Annotated in this window: 20 protein-coding genes and 2 pseudogenes; 3 read left to right on the plus strand and 19 right to left on the minus strand. The window is 33.0% G+C overall.

The features are described 5' to 3' along the window. The 4 genes from COB47_RS07865 to COB47_RS07880 form a co-directional block, all read right to left on the minus strand. Positions 1-975, minus strand: coding sequence for a YncE family protein (locus tag COB47_RS07865; protein WP_013290850.1), 975 nt, complete (start codon positions 973-975; stop codon positions 1-3). Positions 976-1,485: 510 nt separating this feature from the next. Next, positions 1,486-2,220, minus strand: a complete 735-nt coding sequence (locus COB47_RS07870; RefSeq protein ID WP_013290851.1) for a hypothetical protein — start codon at positions 2,218-2,220, stop codon at positions 1,486-1,488. A 21-nt stretch (positions 2,221-2,241) separates the two neighbouring features. Next, positions 2,242-2,712, minus strand: a complete 471-nt coding sequence (locus COB47_RS07875; protein WP_237698881.1) for a zinc metalloprotease — start codon at positions 2,710-2,712, stop codon at positions 2,242-2,244. A 713-nt stretch (positions 2,713-3,425) separates the two neighbouring features. Then, positions 3,426-4,712, minus strand: a complete 1,287-nt coding sequence (locus COB47_RS07880) for an IS110 family RNA-guided transposase (protein WP_013289540.1) — start codon at positions 4,710-4,712, stop codon at positions 3,426-3,428. 622 nt (positions 4,713-5,334) lie between these two features. Here COB47_RS07880 and COB47_RS12620 point away from each other — a divergent pair. Both COB47_RS12620 and COB47_RS07885 read left to right on the plus strand, forming a co-directional pair. After that, a complete protein-coding gene (locus COB47_RS12620) occupies positions 5,335-5,574 on the plus strand; it encodes a hypothetical protein (protein ID WP_237698882.1) in 240 nt (79 codons plus the stop codon). Continuing rightward, positions 5,486-6,631 (plus strand): IS110 family RNA-guided transposase, encoded by a 1,146-nt coding sequence (locus tag COB47_RS07885; protein WP_237698883.1) that lies wholly within the window; start codon positions 5,486-5,488, stop codon positions 6,629-6,631. Before COB47_RS12620 ends, COB47_RS07885 begins: the two co-directional genes overlap by 89 nt. Positions 6,632-7,163: 532 nt before the next feature. On the opposite strand, the gene COB47_RS07895 is transcribed toward COB47_RS07885, so the two are convergent. From COB47_RS07895 to COB47_RS12000, 3 genes and pseudogenes are all read right to left on the minus strand, one after another. Further along, the gene (locus tag COB47_RS07895) at positions 7,164-8,768 is read right to left on the minus strand and encodes an ATP-binding cassette domain-containing protein (protein ID WP_013290854.1); all 1,605 of its coding nucleotides are present in this window, start codon (positions 8,766-8,768) and stop codon (positions 7,164-7,166) included. A 17-nt stretch (positions 8,769-8,785) separates the two neighbouring features. Next, positions 8,786-10,393: an ATP-binding cassette domain-containing protein gene (locus COB47_RS07900; RefSeq protein WP_013290855.1), complete on the minus strand. Its 1,608-nt coding sequence runs from the start codon at positions 10,391-10,393 to the stop codon at positions 8,786-8,788. A gap of 851 nt (positions 10,394-11,244) precedes the next feature. Further along, a pseudogene (locus tag COB47_RS12000) lies at positions 11,245-11,523 on the minus strand (MMPL family transporter); the annotation flags it as partial. Here COB47_RS12000 and COB47_RS12135 point away from each other — a divergent pair. After that, positions 11,512-11,647 (plus strand): annotated as a pseudogene (locus COB47_RS12135) (IS256 family transposase); the annotation flags it as partial. The pseudogenes COB47_RS12000 and COB47_RS12135 overlap by 12 nt on opposite strands. Here COB47_RS12135 and COB47_RS07910 read toward each other — a convergent pair. The 12 genes from COB47_RS07910 to COB47_RS07965 all read right to left on the minus strand — a co-directional run bounded on the left by COB47_RS07910 (position 11,589) and on the right by COB47_RS07965 (position 22,324). Beyond that, positions 11,589-11,822 carry a hypothetical protein gene (locus COB47_RS07910; RefSeq protein WP_237698885.1) on the minus strand — a complete coding sequence of 78 codons (234 nt, stop codon included), beginning with the start codon at positions 11,820-11,822 and terminating at the stop codon, positions 11,589-11,591. The pseudogene COB47_RS12135 and the gene COB47_RS07910 overlap by 59 nt on opposite strands. 49 nt (positions 11,823-11,871) lie before the next feature. Then, complete coding sequence (locus COB47_RS07915; RefSeq protein ID WP_013290856.1) at positions 11,872-12,987, minus strand: THUMP domain-containing class I SAM-dependent RNA methyltransferase; 1,116 nt, start codon at positions 12,985-12,987, stop codon at positions 11,872-11,874. Further along, complete coding sequence (locus tag COB47_RS07920) at positions 12,984-13,295, minus strand: YerC/YecD family TrpR-related protein (protein ID WP_013290857.1); 312 nt, start codon at positions 13,293-13,295, stop codon at positions 12,984-12,986. The genes COB47_RS07915 and COB47_RS07920 overlap by 4 nt, the downstream gene beginning before the upstream one ends. A 103-nt stretch (positions 13,296-13,398) precedes the next feature. Beyond that, complete coding sequence (gene ytxC / locus COB47_RS07925; protein WP_013290858.1) at positions 13,399-14,295, minus strand: putative sporulation protein YtxC; 897 nt, start codon at positions 14,293-14,295, stop codon at positions 13,399-13,401. Positions 14,296-14,383: 88 nt separating this feature from the next. Continuing rightward, the gene (locus COB47_RS07930; protein ID WP_013290859.1) at positions 14,384-15,136 is read right to left on the minus strand and encodes a DUF6873 family GME fold protein; all 753 of its coding nucleotides are present in this window, start codon (positions 15,134-15,136) and stop codon (positions 14,384-14,386) included. Beyond that, complete coding sequence (locus COB47_RS07935; RefSeq protein WP_013290860.1) at positions 15,133-15,684, minus strand: ECF transporter S component; 552 nt, start codon at positions 15,682-15,684, stop codon at positions 15,133-15,135. Before COB47_RS07935 ends, COB47_RS07930 begins: the two co-directional genes overlap by 4 nt. A 144-nt stretch (positions 15,685-15,828) precedes the next feature. Beyond that, a complete protein-coding gene (locus tag COB47_RS07940; RefSeq protein ID WP_013290861.1) occupies positions 15,829-17,379 on the minus strand; it encodes a methyl-accepting chemotaxis protein in 1,551 nt (516 codons plus the stop codon). A gap of 30 nt (positions 17,380-17,409) precedes the next feature. After that, positions 17,410-17,892, minus strand: coding sequence for a chemotaxis protein CheW (locus COB47_RS07945; protein WP_013290862.1), 483 nt, complete (start codon positions 17,890-17,892; stop codon positions 17,410-17,412). A gap of 9 nt (positions 17,893-17,901) precedes the next feature. Next, positions 17,902-19,803 carry a chemotaxis protein CheA gene (locus COB47_RS07950; RefSeq protein WP_013290863.1) on the minus strand — a complete coding sequence of 634 codons (1,902 nt, stop codon included), beginning with the start codon at positions 19,801-19,803 and terminating at the stop codon, positions 17,902-17,904. Positions 19,804-19,823: 20 nt separating this feature from the next. After that, entirely contained in the window at positions 19,824-20,177 is a 354-nt protein-coding gene (locus tag COB47_RS07955) for a response regulator (RefSeq protein WP_013290864.1), read from the minus strand. 138 nt (positions 20,178-20,315) lie between these two features. Beyond that, entirely contained in the window at positions 20,316-21,134 is an 819-nt protein-coding gene (locus COB47_RS07960) for a purine-nucleoside phosphorylase (RefSeq protein WP_013290865.1), read from the minus strand. A 17-nt stretch (positions 21,135-21,151) separates the two neighbouring features. Next, the gene (locus COB47_RS07965) at positions 21,152-22,324 is read right to left on the minus strand and encodes a phosphopentomutase (protein ID WP_013290866.1); all 1,173 of its coding nucleotides are present in this window, start codon (positions 22,322-22,324) and stop codon (positions 21,152-21,154) included. Positions 22,325-22,336: the final 12 nt, after the last annotated feature.

Here is a 22,336-nt window from a genome sequence, read left to right on the forward strand (position 1 = left end):
TTAATTAGACTCTGTGTACTTCATATATTGTGCACTTGTCATCCATGAATCCACTTGTAATACATACACATTCTTTTCACACGGCAACAATACAAAGACATCACCATCTTCAAGTATAACATCGCGCACTGGAAAATAATATTTACCATCTGGAATCTTAACAAGTCCTTCAATATTCTGTGTTTTTGAATTTAATTTAACTATCCACTCACCGTAATCGTTAGTTATCTTCCAGAATTGAATAAAACCTCTCTTACCAATATAATCATAAGCACAATCTTCATTAATAAGCCATCTTGGAAATTCAAAAGTATCACTTGCATCTACGCTCGCTTTACAATCAGAAGCTTTTACTTCACTCACGCTTCCATCAGACGAAAATATTCCTTCTCTTTCTTCCGCTACATACAACTTATTTTTGTTGATATCCTTAGCTAAAAAAATTGTTTTCATTTTGCTTCCAGAAAGCACAACAAATGGGCCCTTATCATTTACCTCAAATTTATAAAACGGTTCCAATCTCAGTTCTTGATTTGTTGAGATATCAACTGCTCCCTTATTTATTGCAATTAAAGTATTTGTACCAGCATTAAACAAATATATTTTGCCCTCTTTATCTACTGCCATACCATGAATCCACTGTTCATCTGGTATATTAACCTTTTCAATCAAATTACCATCTCTCTTGCTGTATATAAGTACTCTGTGATGAACATTATCCAGAACGTAAACCTTATCACCTTTTACATCAAAAGCATTAGGACCTTCATGAGAACCATATCCAACCATTCCAGTATATTCGATACCATCTTTTGAAACAGGAATATTTACTATAGTTTTGAAGTTTAGAAAGTTAGTTTTTTGAATAGCAGAAGCTGAAATTGCAGCAGTTTTATGAGTTGAAAAATAGAAAATGCTTACTATCATTAAAGTAAGTATAATTGAAAATGCTAAAATCTTTTTTGGGATTTTCATTTTCCCATTCCTCCTACCTATTTTATTTTGCATCCTCTCATGAGCGCCCATGAAAAGTTGATGCCATTATAAGCTATAACCTCTCAAGAAATAATTTTAATCATATACAGGTTTAATACCAAATAGCAAATCAACCTGTTGGTATATAAACTATATTATTTTGATAAGACAATGTATAAATTGTTATATCTATTAATATCAACCTTACTATTTCTACCTAAACTTTACATTAGTAATTTTATTTTGTCAAACGCATTTTTGCTTTATTTAAATCAATTTTTTAGCAATTTTTATCTATCAGCTTTCTCTTTCTTCAAATATCTCTAAATTTTTTAAATTTTCTCATGTCTTTTCGCAAATAAAAAGCTCCCCCTTTCCTGGAGGTAGCTTTTACATTCTCTCAAAGATGCTTTTTTTAGACTATATTCCTTTTTATCCTCACCAGTACCCTTCACTTTTTACCTTCAAAATTTTATTAACCCTTTAGTTACTTGTGTTATGTCAATTTTCTTACTTCCTTATTAATTCCTCATACATCGTTTGCGATGCGTTTGGCGGCAATTTCTCAAACATAGGTGGATTCTTCACCTTTTCTGCTTCTTTAATTTCCTCTGCTAACTGTTCTATAGTAATATTCAAAAATCTTTTCCTGCTTTTTTCATCATACCACCAGCAAGCTGGATATACCGTGTTGTCATCGTTAACCTTGAAAATAAATCTTCGATCAGTGCTATGCCACCATATACCAGGTTTATCTGACTCCTCTAAAATAAAGACAAATCTTTCTCCTGGGTTCATTTTGAAGAGATCTTTATTGTTGTCACAAATCTTACTAAATTCAAGGATTAGTCGTTTATCGGCTTTTCCTTTAAGAAACTTTTCAACTTCAATTGTAACATAAAATCTTGGTATTTGAATAATTACAGGAAAATTTAAAGAGGGGTCTTTATTCATTATTTTTGATAATACTGCATGCTCGGGTGTTCCAGGTTTAGCTTCTATATCTTCAAGTTTTTTGTATTTATTAATAACTTTTCCAACAACTATTACTTTTGCATTTTGGACTCCATATTCAAATGTTAGTGGAATTGTTAAGCCAACTCTTGTTACTGCACCTGTGAAGAAAGGTTTTTCATAGGATTTCATTTTAATAGCATTTTTAACATAATGAACAAAGATGATAGATATACTCACAATCATAGTAAAGCTAAAAATCAAAGCTATAATTTTAGTTTTCTTTTTCATTCGATTTGCCCCCTTCATTTTCTACTTCCAATTTCGACAAGAAAAACCATACATTATTTCCACATCATATATATCATGTAGAGTTAGAAATTGGGCTAAGTAATTATAAGTCATAACACTTCTACCTGGTACTGTATAAGGTGGGTAAGGATTTAAAAAGTCATCGTAGTCTGTATGACCAAGTCCTATAATATGTCCCATTTCATGCATTAGGATATACGTTCTCTCAAATTCGCTTGTACTTGCAGTTATATATGGACTTACGAAAATAGAACCAGCACCAATGTTTCTGTTGTTAATTCCTATAACATTACTTTCTGTAATTTGAATCCCATCTGTATTTGTTATGAAAGCAAGTCCCGCAATATTCCCATTATTTCCAACGGTAGCTTTCCACCATTCTTTTGTCGGTGTCGCAAAGAACAGTTTAGCTGAATTGAAAGAAGTATTTTCAAACTTCACATGTGAGTATGTGTGTATTTTTAGGTTCAAGGATCTTGCAAAGCTATGATGATGAATTTAAGCTCCAAGCATTGTTCCAGTTGTTTAGTGCATTGTTGTATACCTCAACAAACGGTGATTTCAAATAATCGCTATTAGTTTTAATATAAAGCTCTTAGTAACTCCTCCTCTCTCAATATACCTTTGATTTTCTCAAAATATCTTTCGTTTTCTTCAAATTTCGTAGTTATAAAAATTTATTTAGTGCTTGTTATTTCTATTATTGCTTTATTCTACCACATGAAGATTAGATTCAACCTGCTTTTTGTATTAATTTAGATATTATACCATATTGCGGCGGGTATCCGTCCACAATAACCATGGTGTTTACCCTCTCATGTCTCTCAGGGTCTTTCTTACCTTGCCCTCAATTCCCTCGTCCCATCTACCATGGCGTGGATGTCGGTTATGCTCGTATGCAGGGTCTTCGCCCTTATGGTGATTGTACTCCGACTAACCCGCTCTCATTTTCCAATCGTCCTATAAAAATTCATTTAATTTAATCTAATTCTTCTTCCCTTCTATTCTTAACCTTAACATACTTTCTATGATTTGAATCCCTAATAAAAGGGGCGCTTTGCTACTCGACATGTCTTAACTCTTCTCGCAAAGCTAAGAAACTTTTACCCCCTCAAGATGTGTATTCTGCTAATCTTTCGCTCCTACTTTAAACTAAAATTTCTTAACTTATTTTTTTATTTCTTTTACGCTGTTGTTGCTAAAGCCTCTCTCTTTATATCGCTCAACATCTTGTTCCCATCATATTTTATCCCTTTTTTTAAAATCGCGTAAAATATCCTTATCAACTTACAGCAAAGCGCTATCAGTGATTGCTTCTTCTTCAATGGATTGTTCTGCCGCATAGTGTAATACATATGCAACTTCTTAAATTCTTCATTCTTTGCTACTATTGTAATCATAGCCTTAAATAAACTACTTCGAAGCCTCCCACGCCCTCTTTTGCTTATACACGTCTGTCCCTTATGCTTGCCAGAACTATTCTCAACTATATTCAGTCCCGCTAATTTCTGTATCTGCTTAGCATCTTCATATCTCATTATATCCCCAACCTCAGATATAAAACCAACTGCTGTCTTTACTCCAACACCTTTTATCTCAAGCAGCTTTTCTCCATTCGGAACATCTTTCAAAAGTTTTGCCATTTCATCTTCTATTCCTTCCAGCTGCTTTCTTAAAAGCTCATATTCTTCAAGCAAATATCTCATCTCTTGCCTTGCCAGCTTCCTACCTTCTTTCTTACCTATACTCCTTTTAGCAGCTTCCACTAATTCCATAGCCCTTTTGCGACTTATCGCTCGCTTGTCTACTTTGTCACGCCAACATTCTATAATCCCTTCCACTCCCTTTTCTACTACATCACAAGGCAATGGCATCTCTTTTAAAGTCAGTAGCGCTACCTTGCCTTCCCAATCAGAAAATACTTCTAAAAACTCTGGAAAATAGATATCCAGCCAGTTGATTATTTGATTTTTTAAAACACTCAAGCGCTTTTGTAGCCTTTCATATATGTTCATCGCTACTCTCATCTCAGCATATATACCCGCGGGTATATTTGGCTCTGTATATCTTCCATCCTTCACAAGCATCGCTATTGTTTTCGGATCCTTTATATCGCTCTTTGTTGGTGTATTATCATCAAGCTCCTTGCTCCTCTTCACGTGAAAAGGATTCACTAAAACCACTTTTATGCCATTCTCTCTTAAGTACTGCTCAAAGCACAGCCAGTAATGCCCTGTAGGCTCTATCCCTACTATCACGTTCTCTTTGCCATGGGCTTTCATTATCTTATTTGCCCAATCCAAAAATTTTCCCATACCTTCTTTTCTATTCTCAAACTCTATTCTCTTGCCAAGCTCCACTCCTCTAAAATCAAATGCTCTGCCAACATGTATCTCCTTTGCTATGTCTACTCCTACAACTAAAGTTTTCTCTGTCACTTGTAATATCTTCTCATTTTGTGTATACTTCAAAGAGGGTACCTCCTTTGTTGTGTTTTGTCGTAAGTTGTACAACTTACATTCTATATTTTATCAGGAGGTACCTTTTCTTTTCAAATCTCATTTCTCGTCATTTTCGCTCATTTTCGTTCATTACAGGAATGCTTGTATAATTATTTTCGTAAGGCACATCAAAAAAATTCTAATAAAATAACAACCAAAGGTTTGGTTAACATAAGATTTTGAGTCTCATCAATTAAAGTAACATTTCAAATACTTCCTCTTTGAGAGGAAAGCAGCCTAAAATCACTTCCTGCTGCTTGTGCCTTCTAATCTTTAGCCACTTTTAAAAGCATTATTTTTAACGCTGGCCTCTTGCCAGCCATGCTAACTTTGATATAATTCTTTCTATCTGGGCATGGAATTTATCTGCACTCGCCTCCTGGGAGCGGAAGCTTCCTTCCGTATACCCGCACAAAAGACTATTATTCCATTCCAGGTAAGTCTAAACTATTTGTGGCTAAAGGCCAGCTTAAATCTTAGTTTAAGCTGGTTCCTCTATCTACTGCCCAAGGTTGTATACTTACCTTCGCTCGGAATGGAAAACTCATGCCCTAATTCAATTTTAAAATCACTTGCGAGGAGGTCTTATGCTATGAATTTAAAACCTATTGCCGGGATTGATGTCTCCAAATATTTCAGTGAAATGGTGGTTATCTCTCCTGGAAATGAAATACTCGCTCGCTTGACTATCCGTCACAACAATCCCTCTGACTTTGATAGGGCTATTGAAATCCTTAAAAAAGTTGAAGAGGATTTCGCGGCTCGCCCTACCATCGTCATCTCAAGCCACAGGGCATTACCACAAAATCCTCTCCCGCTTCTTTACTTCTAATGGCTGGGATGTTGCAATTATCAATCCCATCCAATTCTCACCTCTATCAAAAATGCGGGAGGAAGTCAAAGTGAAAAATGATAAAATCGATGCCCTGTGGATTGCCTTAACCTTCAGGCTTACTAACTCTGCTATAGCACAACCTTCATCTGAAACCCTCGATTGCTTGAAAAACTTATGCCGTCAGTATTACAACCTCAGCGATGAGTTAACCTCTTACAAATACAGACTTATATCAACCGTTGACCAAATTATGCTCAATTTCAAAGAGGTCTTCCCTGACATTTGCTCTAAAACTGCTTTGACTGTACTTGAAAACTATCCTACTCCAAACGATATCCTAAGCGCTGACAGTGAAAAACTTATTTCCATCATTCAACAAACTTCTAAAAAAAGCTACCAATGGGCTAAAGAAAAATATGATCTACTCATCGCAAAAGCTAAAGAATTTAAGCCTTTTTCTATATCTGACTTGGCAAATGTTACTATGCTTAAAGTCTACATTAACATGGTCTTGACTTTGCAACAAAACATCGACAAAATTTTTGAAGCCATACATCAGCTTGTTCAGCAGTCTTCACAGACTCAACCTTCAATATCCGAAAATATTAACCTTCTTCAATCTATCCCCGGCATAGGTTTTCTCACTGCTGCAACTATCCTTGCTGAAATAGGTGATTTCAAAAAATTTTCAAAACCCAACAAACTTGTTGCTTTCTTTGGCATTGATCCTTCCGTAAATCAATCTGGGCAATTTGTTTCTACATCCAACAAAATGTCTAAACGTGGCTCTAAAATCTTGCGAAGAATCTTATTTACAATTGCTCTTGCCAATATCAGAACCAAAAGAGACTCTAAGCCTTGTAACCCTGTACTCTTCGAATACTATCAGAAAAAGTGCCAACAAAAGCCCAAAAAAGTTCTATTTTGTGCTGTTATGAGAAAGCTCATATGCATTATCTTTGCTGTTATGCGTGATAAAAAGCCTTTTGAACTTAGAACTCCTGAAGAACATATTCAAAAATGTTTTAACAAGACTGCTGTTTGTTGCGTATAAATAATTGTTTTATTAACAAAACATTGGTTAACCATAATATGCGCTCAGCCTCCATATATTATGTCAACTTCTAATAGAGGGCTTACCTTCTTATACCCTTTTAAAAGAATTTTTTACCATAAAATGTTATCAAAAATTTTTTAAAAAACTCTTGACTTTAATTAGCTGGTCTTTAGGAAATATTTCTGAAATTAACTTTAATGCAAATAGAACTTCACCTACTATATTTAGTTTTTCGGCATTTTTTAATATCTCCTTCCAAACAATCTTATTTCTATACTTATTCTCAAAAAGTAAAATATCTATAAGTAGTAATAATCTTAAGTATGGCTCCTTCCCTTCTGTTAACATAGAATAATAATCCAAGATAAAATCCTTTGAAAAATGATATAAAATAAATATAAAAATTATTGTTAACATCTAACCGATAGAAAATTTTCCCTTTAATTTTATATTGTTCTGCTTTGTTTATCAAGTAACTATATAAAACCTCACATACTTTCATTATACCATTCTCCTCCTAAAATAAAATTTAATTGAAATCAATTTGATAAATTTTATTAAAATATCCCAATAAGTTTTTTTCATGAGTAACCATAATAACAGTAGTGTTTGGATCTTCTAGTAGACTGGAAATAACTTTTTCCCCCTCTTCATCTAAATTTGCAGTTACTTCATCAAACAAATAAAATTGCTTCCCTTTGAGCATTGCTCTTCCAAGAGAAATTCGTTGTTTTTGCCCACCTGATAAATAAATCCCATTATCACCCGCACGTTTGTCTTTTATTTCTTCCAACATTAGTTTTTTCATAACGCTCTCTAAAGTATTTATTTCTTTGTTGAATTTCATCATCTTAATATTATCTTCCACTGAAAAGTTAAATATAAATGGCTGTTGAGAACAATACGCAATACTTTCTCTTAAACTCTCTAAATTTATTTCCTTGAGTTCAATCCCATTAATGTAAACTTCACCTTCATAGTCCTCATAAAAACCTAAAAGAATTTTTAAAAAAGTAGTCTTTCCAGACCCATTTTCACCTATTATTGCTACTTTATCTCCTTTTTTTATGTCAAGAGAAATATTCTTGAAAATATAATCTTTATCAAACCTATATCCTATATTTTTTATCTCTACAATTTCTATATCCTTTGTTAGTACTTTTCCTCCATATCTCTCTGGAGAGTTTATTAAATCTAATATCCTCTTTGAGAATATTTTAAGTTTATAAAACTGGTTAATCGTATTAATGATGTAATTTATCATTCCCTTTATCAAAATTGAATATCCAGTTATTTTTATAAAATCTCCCAAGGAAATTTCATTCCTTAACATAAAATAACTGCCCAAAATATACATAAATAACATTGAAATCTGAGAGAAAGTATCATCCATTGTCTTTAAAATAACTGAAGTTTTGATCTTCTCTTTTACATACTTTTCAATAAAGTCTTGGTAGCACTTTTTTATCATTTCCTCTATTTCCTTTTCTAATGAATGAACTTTAATATACAAAAAACTTTGAACAACTTGATTTTCTAATTCTCTTAATTCATCTTTCCTCTCCTGACCATATTTTGTAATTCTCTGGTTTTGTTTTTTTGTGATTAGAGGAATTATTATAGGAATTAAAACTAATATAAAAGATAATATTGAATAAAAAATTTCTATTTTTATCATTACATATAGTACGTAAAGTATGAATGTACAAGAAAACAAAATTTCAACAACATCCAAAATTGCAAATCTAAATAATCTTATATCATCATTAAATCTTGTCAGCACTTCCCCAACTGTCAATTTATTTAATTTCAAAAGCTTTTGACGCAAAAATTTTTTGTAGATATTAGTATCATGTAGGACTACTACCTTCCCAAATAATAAAGCTCTATATATAGAAGATATGCACGGCAAAACAAAAATAACAATACACAGAATAAATAGAAGACTAATTATGTTGTTTTTCAATAAATAAAAATCTCTTTCTAATGCTGCATCCATATAAACTCCTAATTTTGATACCAAACATATGTCTACAATATTTTGTAGAGAGAAAATAATTATATCACACAACAATACATACCAATATTTAACCAAAAAATCTTTAACTAATTTATTTTTTTCTTTAATCACCATAAAATACTACCTCACTGTTAATAAATTTCAGCAATTTCGTTTACTGATTGGTTTTCGATTCTCCAAATTCTATTTACACAACTTGCCAATTCAATATTATGTGAAACAATTATTATTGTTTTTTCACTTTTACAAAGAATATCTTTCAAAATTTCTATACTTTTAGTATCAAGATAATTAGTCGGTTCATCAATTATTAAGATTGAAGACTTTTTCAACAAGCCTCTTATTATTGATATTTTCTGTTTTTGCCCATCTGAAAGTTGATTAATTTTTTTTGATAAAATATCATCTAAACCAAACAAATGCAGTAAACTTCTTTTTCTATCTTCCAAATTATCTTGAATCATCATATTAAGGTTATTATCTATATCCTGTGTAAAGAAAGTAAAATTTTGAGGAATAAAAGAAATGTGTTTATTGAAACTCTTAAAATCTACTTTTGAAAGTGGTACACCATTAATAAGAATATCACCTTTAAAAGATTCATAAAGTCCCATTATAAGCTTCAAAAGAGTAGTTTTTCCACTTCCATTAGAACCCATAATCAATATTTTATCTCCTTTGTTGATACGAAAATTTATTTTGTTGAAGATACTCTTAGAATTTTCATAGGAAAACGAAACATTTTTAAACACAATATTTTCAATTTCATTTATTTGTATCATATTCTCATATTGATTTTCTATATCAAAATTTAGTATTTCACTAATTCTTTCAAAAGAACTTTTTTCAACCCTCAAATTTTGAAAACCTTTTGCTGCTACTTTAAAATTATCAATTACAATAGGAAAAAGTGATATGAACACTACAACCAAATCAGGAGTTATTAATTTTTTATATAAAAATAAACCTAACATGATATATGTACCAATTTTTGCTATATTGTTGCATAAATTGTAAAGTATATCTTCAATTGTTCCTACTTTTTCCATTTCATTTGCACATTTTTTGCTGACTTCTTCCAAGGAAAGAAATCTTAAAGAGACCCATTCATAAAGATTATAAGCTTTTATTACCTCAATTCCTTCAAAAGACTGTTTAATAAAACCTGTTAACTCATCATCTGCACGATGACTTTCCTCAACTATTTTATTCATATATTTTATTGTAAAAAACAGTGGAAATATAGGTAAAATCCAAAGACCAAAAAAAATAACTGAAAGAAAAAAATTTTTTAGACCCAAAAAAATAAAATAACCTGCTAAACATATTAAGGCTGAAAAAACTGAAGAATAATGAACATAAAAACACTTTACTATATCATTAAAGTCCTGCTCTAATCTATTTAAAATCTCACCTTGTCCATATTTTTCTATTAATGAATATTTGTTATTCAAGAACAACATAAATAACTTTTTCTTTAGTTCAATAATTCTATTCTCTTTAAAAAATTCAATTAACAATGAAAAAAATAATTTGCCAGAAATAATAATAAGATAAATTAAAAGAAAGGTAACTACATTACACATAAAAACCTCCATATCTTTTTGGATAGCTAATGAAAATAATTTAGCAAAGGTATTAGAAATATATATGTTTATGATACCCTCAATTAAATTTATAAAAACAATGAAAATAGTAGGTAATAATAATACTATTCTTACATAGTATTTAAAATTCATCCTTTTGCACCCTTTCCCAATAAATATAAGCTTATTCAATAATTCTACTCTGTATTGTTATATAAATTATCTAATAACCAATTACATGTTACTTTTGAATCAATCACCTTTTCTTCTAAATTCCAATCTGGCAAAAGTAATCTGTAATAGGTACATTTATTAGAAAGCTTCTCAAATAACTCAAGTGGAATGTACAAATCAACAATTCGTTTGTTAGGATTAATTTTATTCTTCAAAAAAAATATAACGCTTCTTTCCTATTTAATCTTTTTATTTTCGGTTCACTTTATTGGCACTTTTTCTATAAATATAACATAATCAATCTTTGAAAAAGCAATAAATTTATCTCCCAAAACCTCTCTTGCTTTATAATATGTTTGACAATTATCACAATATAATGGTTTATGATTATTCGTTAACAAAGACCAATAATTATACAATAAAACTTATTATTTCTATCAACCCTCAATCCTATGCTTTCATCAATACAATATCCAGTTATATCATTTGATATTATTAAGCAAATAAGATCATTTGATAACAGTTTGCCCCCCTCTCTCAATATACCTTGTATACCATCCTATTTGCATATAAACTATCTCATTTGCAAGAGGCAATATGCAAATTGCTATATTTATTAATATTCTCTTTGGAATTTTCACTTCAATTTTACTTTATTAATTTTCATCCTGTCAAACTCGTTTTTTTTAGTTAATTTTTTGCAATTTTTAGCTATCAGCTTTCTCTTTCTTCAAATATCTCTAAATTTCTTAAATTTTCTCTTGTTTTTTCACAAACAAAAAGCTGCCCCCTTCTCTGGAGGCAGCTTTCAAATTTTTTCGAAGTTCCTTTTATATTATATCCCTTTTTATTCTCATCAAAATATTGTACAAAAATGGAAGCAGGAAAAATGCAAGCAGAACAAGACCTATCACAACGCAGATGGAAACCTGCATAAGCGTCAGTATCCCAGATGGCAGCATTGCCGCAAATGTGCCAGCTAAAATTATCACTGCCGATGTCACAACATGCCCAATGTTTGCTGAGGTTAGCCTGAGCGCCTCGTTTATCTCCAAGTCTTTATACTCATAAAATCTTATTAGCAAAAATACACTGTAATCAATATTTACTTACAGCAAGAGAACTTACGCCGTACAAAATGGAAAAATGGAGTTCCCAGTATTAGAAAAATGCATCAATAACATAACCCAACTTTACAACTTACGTTATAAATTGGAAACACAAAATTCTTGACAAGTCTCACTTTAACCTCAAGGCTGGTAAGTCTCTTCTCTAAACCGTCCATTCTTTTTTCCATACTGTCAAGTCTTTTTTCAATACTTTCTATCTTTTCATTCATAGCTTCCATTGAACTGCTGAGAGCCTTGAGTGAAGAAACTACAAGCTCTAAGATATTATTTTCACTCATTTTAAATTCAAACTCCTTATTATGTTACTTTTGTTTTTAACTCATTTTATCATAACGTGAAATAGAAATAAAGATAGGTTTTTATCTTTCCATTATAAATCTTCCTGTTTTTATCTGCTTTTCTGCCAAATGCTTTTTCAATTTTGTTATAAGCAGATAACATAAAAAATCGCCAGTTATCAAAAGTTTTAAGACATCTGCCAAAATCCCTGTAAAGCTTAAATATATCCATATCGTCAATTCTCTCTCCATATGGCGGGTTTGTCACAATTATGCCTTTCTCTGATGGTTTTTTAATTTTCCTTGCATCTGCCCTGAAAAATCTTATGTCTTTATCTACACCAATCTCCTTTGCGTTTGCTTTTGCAATGTATATCATACTTTCGTCAATATCAGAAGATAGTATCTCAAACTTTTTTTGGTAATCAATCCTCTCAATTGCCTCAAGCCTTGTTTTTTTCCATTCCTGTTGTGAAATAAATCCATTTTTTTCAGCCAGAAAAGTTCTGTTAATGCCGGGAGCTATGTTTCTGGCAACCATTGCTGCTTCAATTGCTATGGTTCCAGAACCGCAAAATGGGTCCCAAAATACTTCTTCAGTGTCTTGCCATTTGGCAAGCAGGACTAAGGTTGCTGCTATGTTTTCTTTCAAAGGCGCTTTAGAAATAAGTTTTCGATAACCTCTTTTGTGAAGAGAATCACCTGTTGTGTCAAAAAGCAGATAAGCCCAGTCATTTATCATGGCAATTTCTATCTTGAAAAGTTCTCCACTCTCTTCAAGAAAGCCTACATTGTATTTTGATTTTAGTTTCTCAACTATTGCTTTTTTAGTTATAGACTGGCACGCTCTTATACTAAACAACTTGGACTTTTCTGTCCTGCCAGTTACCAAAATCTTTGCATCTTTGGGCAGTATTTCGTGCCAAGAGTAGCTGTATACGCCATCAAATAGTTCATCAAAAGTCTGAGCTTTGAACTTGTTTAAGATAGCAAAAATTCTATTTGACGTTCTTAAATTTATATTGAGTTTTGGAATGTCTTCAAGCTTAGCTGACACAAGAATCCTTCCATTTTCAACTTTTAGATTTTTATATCCCAGCCTTATCAGCTCTTCCTTTGCAACCGACTCTGTACCTAAAGGCGTGGCAATAAAAAGTTCTATCACTTTTCATCATCCAATCTTGATTTTTGTTTAAGTCTAGTAAGCACAGTTTTATAACCGTCAGCTCCATAGTTTAGACACCTGTTTACTCTGCTAATTGTAGCAGGAGATGCGCCAGTTCTTTTTGTAATGTCACTGTACTTTGCACCCTCAAATAGAAGCTTTGCAACCTCAAATCTTTGAGAAAGCTCCTGAATCTCTCTTACGGTGCACAAATCTTCAAAAAAATTATAACACTCCTCTATTGTTCTCAGTTCAAGTATTGCTTCAAAAAGATGGTCTGTCATCTCATTCTTGAGTTTCTCATTCATATTCCTTTATACACCTCTTTTAAGGCTCAGCTACTTCTATTTTTCTTTAAGATTATATCACTTTAAATAACTGAAGTAAATAGTGCAAAATAAGAGTGAGGAACTATTCCTCACTCTTGGACGAAAAACTCTCTGCATATTTTATATTACAAGAAGTACAAAATTTAATTTTTTTATCAAATACAAGAGAAAGAATTTCAAGTACATCCGCGGGAACAGTTATACCCTGGTGCTTGTGAAAAACAATATCTTGAGGGGAGAGCGAAATTAGTCTGCTTAAAAGTATATCTTCTTTTGAAAGACTTAACTTAAAATTTTTTGATAAAAGCTCATAAAACTCGTCTTTTATTTCATTTCCTTCTCTGTCAAGGAGCAAATACATTTTAGCAGTCGGGATAACATCTACATGTTCTATCTTTGATTCTTGAATGTCTGTAAAATATCTCAGAAGGTTTATAAACTGAAAGTACTCTCTTTCTAGAAGATATTTATTTGTAACATCTTCTACAATATCTTGAATTGTTTTTATATAATCTTTTAATCTGAAGGTCAAAAAACCTTCAAAATTAAATTCAAAGTTAGAGTCTAAAAAATCAAGCACTTTTTTTATTATTTCAAACTTAACCTTTGAAAAACTCTGAGCACTTGTTAGTTCATTCAACCTTTTCTGACTTTCTTGAAATATCTTTTTTGCTTCTATTTCATCTAAAAAATAATAATCTTCTTTTATCAGCTTAAAAAGAAATTTTTCTCTGGTGTACTCAATTATCACATTTGCTATTGCATCAGCAACAAAATATTTTACTCTGTCATATGCATTCAAATCAAAATTTTTCTTAAGTTCATCATCACTTAAAAAAATACCGTAAAACGTGATAGTGCCACATTGATTTGGCTCAATGGAAAGTCCTTTTATACTTTCATTCTTATCCAGCTGCCTTTTCAACCTCTCATATACAAAAACAGGGTCGTCTGCCACTCCCAAACTCAATATTTGCATTTTCTTCACATCCCTGAATATAAGCTTTAACTTTTTAGCACAATAATAAATATACCCTCAAATGCTCTTTTTCAATATGCTCTTTTTTCTACTCCTGACACAATGGAATGATAGAACCTATATCTGAAAGCTGCAAACCCGCAACATTCAAGATTTCAATATTATACTTTTTAAGAAAATTCTTTATACTCAAATAATCTGGATGCATTGAAATATCACCATTAAAAACCATCAGGTTTTTGCTGATTAACCCTCCACAGCCACCAATAAAACCATAGCTAAGCCCTTCCAATTTAATAAAGCCTGGCGATATAAGTAAGCTATCTATTCCATTTTCAATTGCCTTTTTGTTAATTCCTTTATCAGAGGTAATAATTGCATTTGAATTTACAATCAAGATTGAACATTTAGTATACCCCTGTTTTACATGAATCCTTTGAAGGTTATCTTCTTCTATTTTTTTTGCTACTATTCTATCAGTAAATTTAAAATTGTGAAAGACTTTTGTCCCAACTTTTGCGATATTATACTTTACATCCTCAGGATATTTTCCCAGAACAGCTTTCTCTCCAAATATTATATTAAATCCAAGTTTTTTCAGTTCCGCTGTTGTTTTTCTTGGCGAGTTGGGAGCGGCAAAGATTAAGTTGTCTTCATAGTGAAAATAAAATATATCAGGGTGAGAAGATATCGCAGGATAAAGGTCATCACAGCTTTCACATATCACTATTTTTATACCCAAATCTTCTAACGCATAGATAAACTTATCGTACGCTCTTTTGTCAAGTAAAACACAAGTAGCTTTACTTTCTGGTATATATGGTAATTTTAAGTATCTCAAGTTCTCATCTTCCCGATAAACTTATTATTATAAAGAGGTACAACCAATATTATGGAAATTATTGCTGACAAAATACCCTGCAGCAAATTAAAAGGCAAATTCGCAAGAGCAACTTTAAGTCCAAATTGTAAGTTTCTATTAATATTTAATGCCGATGATAGATATTTTAACACACAAGCTTCTGACAAAAAATACCCCATTGCCATAAAAATGCCACTGAGCATTGTCGAAATAATAAAAGATGCCCACTTCTTCTTTCTTTCTAATTTTTCGAAAATCAGACCACAGATAAAACCTTCAAGTCCTTTGATGACAAAAGTAAAAGGAGCATAAATGGTATAACCAGAAGCAATATCCGCAATGGCAGAACCAAAACTTCCGCTCATAAACCCTATGCTTTTGCCGAATAAAATAGAAGAAAGCATTATTACAACATCACCAATGTTAAAATACCCTGCCATGAGCGGTATCTTTATTGTAAATGTTAAAACAAATACAAGAGCAATCATTACCCCAGAAAATACCCAAAACTTTACTTTGTTTTTCATAAAACCACCTCTTTAAAAATATCTCTACTTGCCTAATTCTACACAAAAAGATTCAAAAATCAAATCTTAAAATCAAAACTGTATCGATACAAAAAATAAAAGGAGCTGGTTTCCCCAGCCCCAATTAGCTTTTTATGATTTTTATCAGCTTCTTGTTTTAAATCTTTCAACAAGGTTTTTAAGAACATCTGCCTGGCTGTAAAGTTCTTCTGAAGCGGCAGCTGTCTCTTGAGAGTTTGCTGAATTGCTCTGCACCACATTTGCAACCTGGTTTATTCCCTCTGTAATCTGTGCTATTGCTTCAGACTGTTCTTTTGAAGAATACATTATATCATTCATAATCATGGCCATTTTATCAATATTCTTTGTAATTCTATCTAACGAGGTGTATGTCTGCTTTGCAATACTATCTCCCACTTCAATCTTTTTGATGGTAGATTCAATAAGACTACTTGTCTCTTTTGCAGCATTTGCGCTCCTTGTTGCTAAGTTCCTGACCTCTTCGGCTACTACCGCAAATCCTTTTCCATAACTTCCCGCCCGTGCTGCCTCAACTGCAGCGTTAAGCGCCAATATATTTGTCTGAAAAGCTATTTCGTCTATGGTCTTTATAATCTTTGAGATATTTGCAGATGCCATATTTATCTCTTCCATGGCTTTCATCATATCTTCCATCTGCTGCATACCAACTCTTGCTTCATCCTTTATCTGATTAGCAAAATTTGTAGCTTCCTCAACATTTTTGCTGTTCTGTTTTGTCTGAGCAGACACCTCTTCAACAGAGGCATTTAGCTCTTCAATTGCGCTTGCTTGGTCTGTCGCACCCTGGGCCAAGCTCTGGCTTGCATCTGCAAGCTGCTTTGCTCCAAGCGCAACTTGCTCTGCAGAAGATTTTACTGAAAAAATCAGTTGAGAAAGCGAATCAATCATCTTCGAAAATGCCTCAGATAAAGTTCCAACTTCATCTTTTGAGTCATAGCTCACATCAACTGTTAAATCCCCTTCTGCAATCTTCTGGGCAGCAGAAACCATTTTAGAAAGAGGTCTGCTAATTGCAGAAGAAATAACCAGACCCAAAAAGAAAGAAATTGCTATGCACAGAATAATTATTATCATCATTGATGTTACTGTACTTTTTGCAAGGGCATTATTTTGAACGTTTAACTTTTCGATGTACTTTTTTTCAAGCTCATAGAGGGTATTTATTGAGTTTCGAACATCAGTTACAAGCTGAGCTAAACTTGGTTTGAATAAAAGTTCAGTAGCCGCTTTTTTATCACTTTTTGCAAGTTCAATTATTTGATTTGTTAGCCTATCATATTCATCAAATAAAGAAATCAACTTTTGATACTCTTGCTTTATGTCCTCTTCATTTATCAGTCTTGAAAATTCTTCAAGGTTTGTTTTATAAAAATTATTTATCTCATCGGTCTTCTGAAGATACGAATTCATCTCTGTGGCATTTCTCGCAAGCAAAATATTTCTGTAGTTAACACGCTGTCTTTCAAAACCTTCAAGCACATTGCCGATCGTAATAAATGCTTTTACATTAGTCTGATAAACCTTTGTATAGGCATTGTTTATTCTGTTGATGTTTGTAACAGCTATTATACCCATGAAGAGTATCAAAATCAAAACAATTCCAAATCCTGCCAAAATCTTAGCAGAAATCTTAAAATTATTAAAGAACTTCATAAACCACCTATCCCCTTTCATTTGTATTTTTTAGAGATTTATCCTATCAGGCTTGACAAAAGTTTCACAATCAAGTATCAATATAAGTCTTTCATTTAAGCTTGCAACACCTCTGAAAAACCTTTCATTTATCTTTTCATATGTTTGTGGCAAAGAACTAATTTGGTCCTTGTTTATCACAGCAACCTCGCTCACATGGTCAACAATAATGCCAGCCAAAAAATCATCTATGCTTGTGACAATTACACAGGTCCTTTCGTTGTACTCCTTTTGAGGCTTTGAAAGCCTCATTCTTGCATCAATCACAGGAATGATTTTGCCCCTCAAATTAATTATTCCTTTAACATATTCTTCTTGATTTGGCACATAGGTTATGGGCAAAAGACCTATAATCTCTATGACATACTTAATCTCTATTCCATAGAACTGGTCATCCACTTTGAATATAAGGTACATATCTTTCATAGCTTCTTCAAACTCATCCACTTTGCTGCTGAGCAATTCTTCCTGCACTTTTCTCACCTACCTTTCAAGCAAAGCATCAATATCCAAAATAAATGCTATATTCCCACTTCCAAGAAGTGTACACCCTGAAATGCCTCTTACCTGCTTTAAAATAGCAGGCAGAGTTTTTATAACTATCTGTTGCTGGGAAATCATATTGTCCACAAGCAAAACACCATTCTTCTCACCATTTGTAACAAGTATACCCAGATAAAAAGGTCTTCCTTTGGCAAGCATGTCCTTTCCATAAAACATCTTGTTCAAATCAATTACACTAAAACATATGCCTCTTCTGTACACAAACGGAGTTTCGTTTTCCAATACTATCTGCTGTTTTTCAAGTTTAAATGTCTCTACAATTGAGCTCAAAGGTACAACAAAGACATTGCCGTCAACATCAATTAACATTCCGTCAATTATTGCCAAAGTGAGAGGTATTCTAATTGTAAATCTTGTGCCCCTGTCCTTTTCAGACTCAACAAAAATTCTTCCACCAATTTTTTGAACGCTATTTTTCACAATGTCAAGCCCCACACCTCTTCCTGAGTATTCTGTCGTTTCTTCTTTTGTAGAAAATCCTGGCTGAAATATTAACTCCAAAATCTCATCTTCTCCAATATCATCAGGTGAGGTTATAAGGCCTCTTTCTAAAGCTCTTTGTAAGATTTTCTCTTTATTCAGACCTCTGCCATCATCCTCAATGCTAATAACTACTTCAGACCCGCTATTTTTAGCACTGATATACACATTACCAGTTGTACCTTTACCTTTTTTTAACCTTTCTTCTTTGTCTTCTATTCCGTGGTCCACAGCATTTCTAACTATATGAATCAGTGGATCTGTTAAGTGTTCTATCAAAACCTTGTCGAGTTCTGTCTCCTCCCCGGTGATATGAACATCAACGTGTTTTTGAAGTTTTGCAGACATCTCGATAATGGTCCTTTTTAGCCTTTGAAATGTGGAAGAAAGCGGTAGCATACGCATTGACATTGCAACTTCTTGAAGTTCTCTTATTAGCTTTGACATCTGGAGTGTTAAATTTTTGAAACTGCTATTCTCATCAGTTTTTATTTCTTGATGTTGAACAATCATGGAAAAGGTTATTACCACCTCTCCAATGAGGTCTATTAGTTTATCAACTTTTTCAATATTAACGTTTATTAGTTTATTGGTAGAGTGTATGGCATTTTGCCATGAACTTATCTCCTTGGTTAGGGAAGCTTTCTCAGATACCTCTTCAACCTTGATATCTCTTACCCATGCAAAACTTTCAAAAAGTTTTACCACATCCTCTTTTTTAAGTAGAGTTTCAATTGAAATAAAAAAACCCTCTTTTTTGATTTTTTCTGAAGATGCCATATTACTCTCAATATCAGAAGGTAAGTATTCCAGAACCTTCACATACTGTTTCAAATTTTGGATAATTAAAAAAGCCCTTAAATTCTCCATTTCCCAGCCTTCTTCAAAAAGCAGCCTTATATGATATCTTTTCTCATTTTCAGCTTGCATCTTATCATTTTCTGCCAAGCTCATTTCAACCTTTTCTAAAACCTCTTCGATATTTTCTGCATCTTGAGGCTGCTGTGAGTTTTCTATACGATTTATCTGGATGGTTAAAAAATCTATTAAATTTAACATGTCTAAAATAAAGGTATCTAAGCTGGTTGGTAGTTTACCTTCATCTCTCATACAAACAAAGATGTCTTCAACCCTGTGACAAACTTTGGATATGTCATCAAACCCCATCATCGCTGAGGAACCTTTTAATGTATGGAAAAATCTCAAAGCTTCTGCCACTGCTACATCAAAGTTTCTGTTTCCTTCTTTGAGTTCAATAAAAATCCTCTCAAGTGAACTTACTATCTCTTTTGCTTCACTGACAAATATTTCAAACACGGGGTCTTTTTGTGCCTCATTCACAGTCTCACCTTCTCATCTTTTTATAAAGAAGCCAAGACCTTTACTAAATGTTCTTCCTTGTACGGTTTTACAATAAACCCTTTTGCCCCATTTAATACTGCCTCTTTTACCTTTTCCTCTTGCCCTAAAGCAGTTATCATGACAACTTTTGCATTTTTGTCAATCTCCATAATCTTTTTCAAAACCTCTATACCATTCATCTCTGGCATCGTAATATCAAGAGTCACTATGTCTGGGTGAAGCTGCTGAAAAAGTTTTATACAGCTTTTACCATCACAAGCCTCACCTACAACCTCAAACCCATATTTTTCTAACGTTTGCCTCAAAGAATACCTGACAAATGCAGCATCATCTACAATCAACACCTTTTTCATACAGCATTTTTCCCTCCCTGCAGGAAAAATAATATCCTAAATTTATTTTTACCCGCTTTTTTTGTATAATAAACAAAAAATCCTACACCGCACAAAAACTTTGCAGTGTAGGATTTATAAGTATTTACTTTTCTTTTTTTAAATAATCTCTATTAAATCCTTAATTATTTTTATAAACTTTTCCTCAACCATCTTTGAAACTTCTATGACTTCTTCATGTGAAAGTTTTTTCTCAAGAATTCCTGCTGCCATGTTTGTAATACAAGAAATTCCAAAAACTCTTATGTTCATCTGCCGAGCCGCAATAACTTCTGGAACTGTTGACATTCCAACTGCATCAGCACCAAGGATTTTTAGCATCCTTATCTCCGAAGGTGTTTCATACGAAGGTCCTTTTAAAAATGCATATACACCTTCTTTATAATCAACGCCATTTTTCTTATAAACATCTTTTGCTTTTTCAATTATCTCTCTGTCATATGCATATGTCATATCAAAAAACCTTTCACCAAATCTTTCCGCTTCTGGCCCAATTGCCGGGTTTTCACCTGAAAGATTTATATGATCCCTTATAACCATTAAATCTCCAGGGGCAAGTAGTGGAGAAATTCCACCCGCAGCGTTTGTAACAATCAGTTTTTTCACTTCCAAAATTCCTGCTGCCCTCACACCAAATACAACCTCTTCAATCTTATACCCTTCATAAAGATGAAATCTTCCTTGAAAGGCCAAAACCTCTCTCCCTTTTACTTTTCCAAAAACCAAGTTGCCTTTGTGTCCCTTGACAGTAGACACAGGAAAATGAGGTATCTCTGAATATTTGATTTCAATTTTATCTTCCATTGTATCCGCAAAACCACCAAGCCCACTTCCCAGAATAATAGCAATCTCTGGCACACTTGGAATCTTACTTTTTATAAATTCTGATGCTTCTTTTACCTTTTGATAATATGACATAAAAATCACCTCAGTAGCTATTTTATCGCAATTTCTTTTAAAAAACTCTCTCCAAACTTTAAAGGTTTAACATTCAAATACTCTGCTATTGTCTGACCAATGTCAGAAAAACTTTTTCTTGTTCCAAGGTCATATCCTTTTTTGATATTCTCACCATACACCAAGATTGGCACATGTTCACGCGAATGATCTGTTGAAGGTGTTGTCGGGTCACAACCATGGTCTGCAGTGATTATTAAAATATCATCCTTTTTCAGCTTTTCCATGATTTCGGGAAGCCTTGTGTCAAAGTCTATCAAAGCCTTTGCGTAACCATGAGGGTCATTTCTGTGACCATACAGCATATCATAATCAACAAGGTTTGTAAAAATTAGTCCTTTGTCAACTTCATCCATCACCTTCAAGGTTTTGTCAACCCCGTCCATGTTTCCTTCTGTGTGAATACTCTTTGTCAGTCCTCTTTTGGCAAAAATATCCTCTATTTTACCTATCCCTACACACTCATAACCTGCCTCTTTAATATTGTCAAGCAGCGTATTATAAGGTGGCTCAACTGCAAAATCTCTTCTGTTATAAGTTCTAACAAAACTGTTTCTATCTTTCCCCACAAATGGTCTTGCAATTACTCTTGCAACAAGATACTTCCCAACAAGAAGTTGCCTTGCTATTTGGCATATCCTGTAAAGTTCTTCAAGAGGAATAACCTCCTCGTGAGCAGCTATTTGAAATACAGAGTCAGCAGAAGTATAAACAATTGGATAGCCGGTTTTTATATGCTCCTCACCAAGCTCTTTTATTATCTCTGTACCAGATGCAACTTTGTTGCCAAGAACTTTTCTCCCAATCCTTTTTTCAAATTCCTGAATCAAATCTTCAGGAAAACCATTTGGAAATGTCTTGAAAGGCTCTTCTAACACAACACCTGCTATCTCCCAGTGACCGGTTATAGTATCCTTGCCCTTTGACATTTCCTTGCTTTTACCAAAAACTCCAATAGGATTAGGATTTGGCGGTGTACCTTTTATGCTTGTTATGTTTCCTATCCCAAGCTTGTACATATTCTTAAGTTCAAGTCCACCAACTGCGTAAGATATATTCGAAAGAGTATTGCTCCCTTCATCGCCGTAAAGATTTGCATCCTCCAGTGCACCAACACCCACACTGTCAAGTACAATCAATATAATTCTCATTTTAGACATCTT

This window comes from Caldicellulosiruptor obsidiansis OB47, from assembly GCF_000145215.1.
Lineage (GTDB): Bacteria > Bacillota > Thermoanaerobacteria > Caldicellulosiruptorales > Caldicellulosiruptoraceae > Caldicellulosiruptor > Caldicellulosiruptor obsidiansis.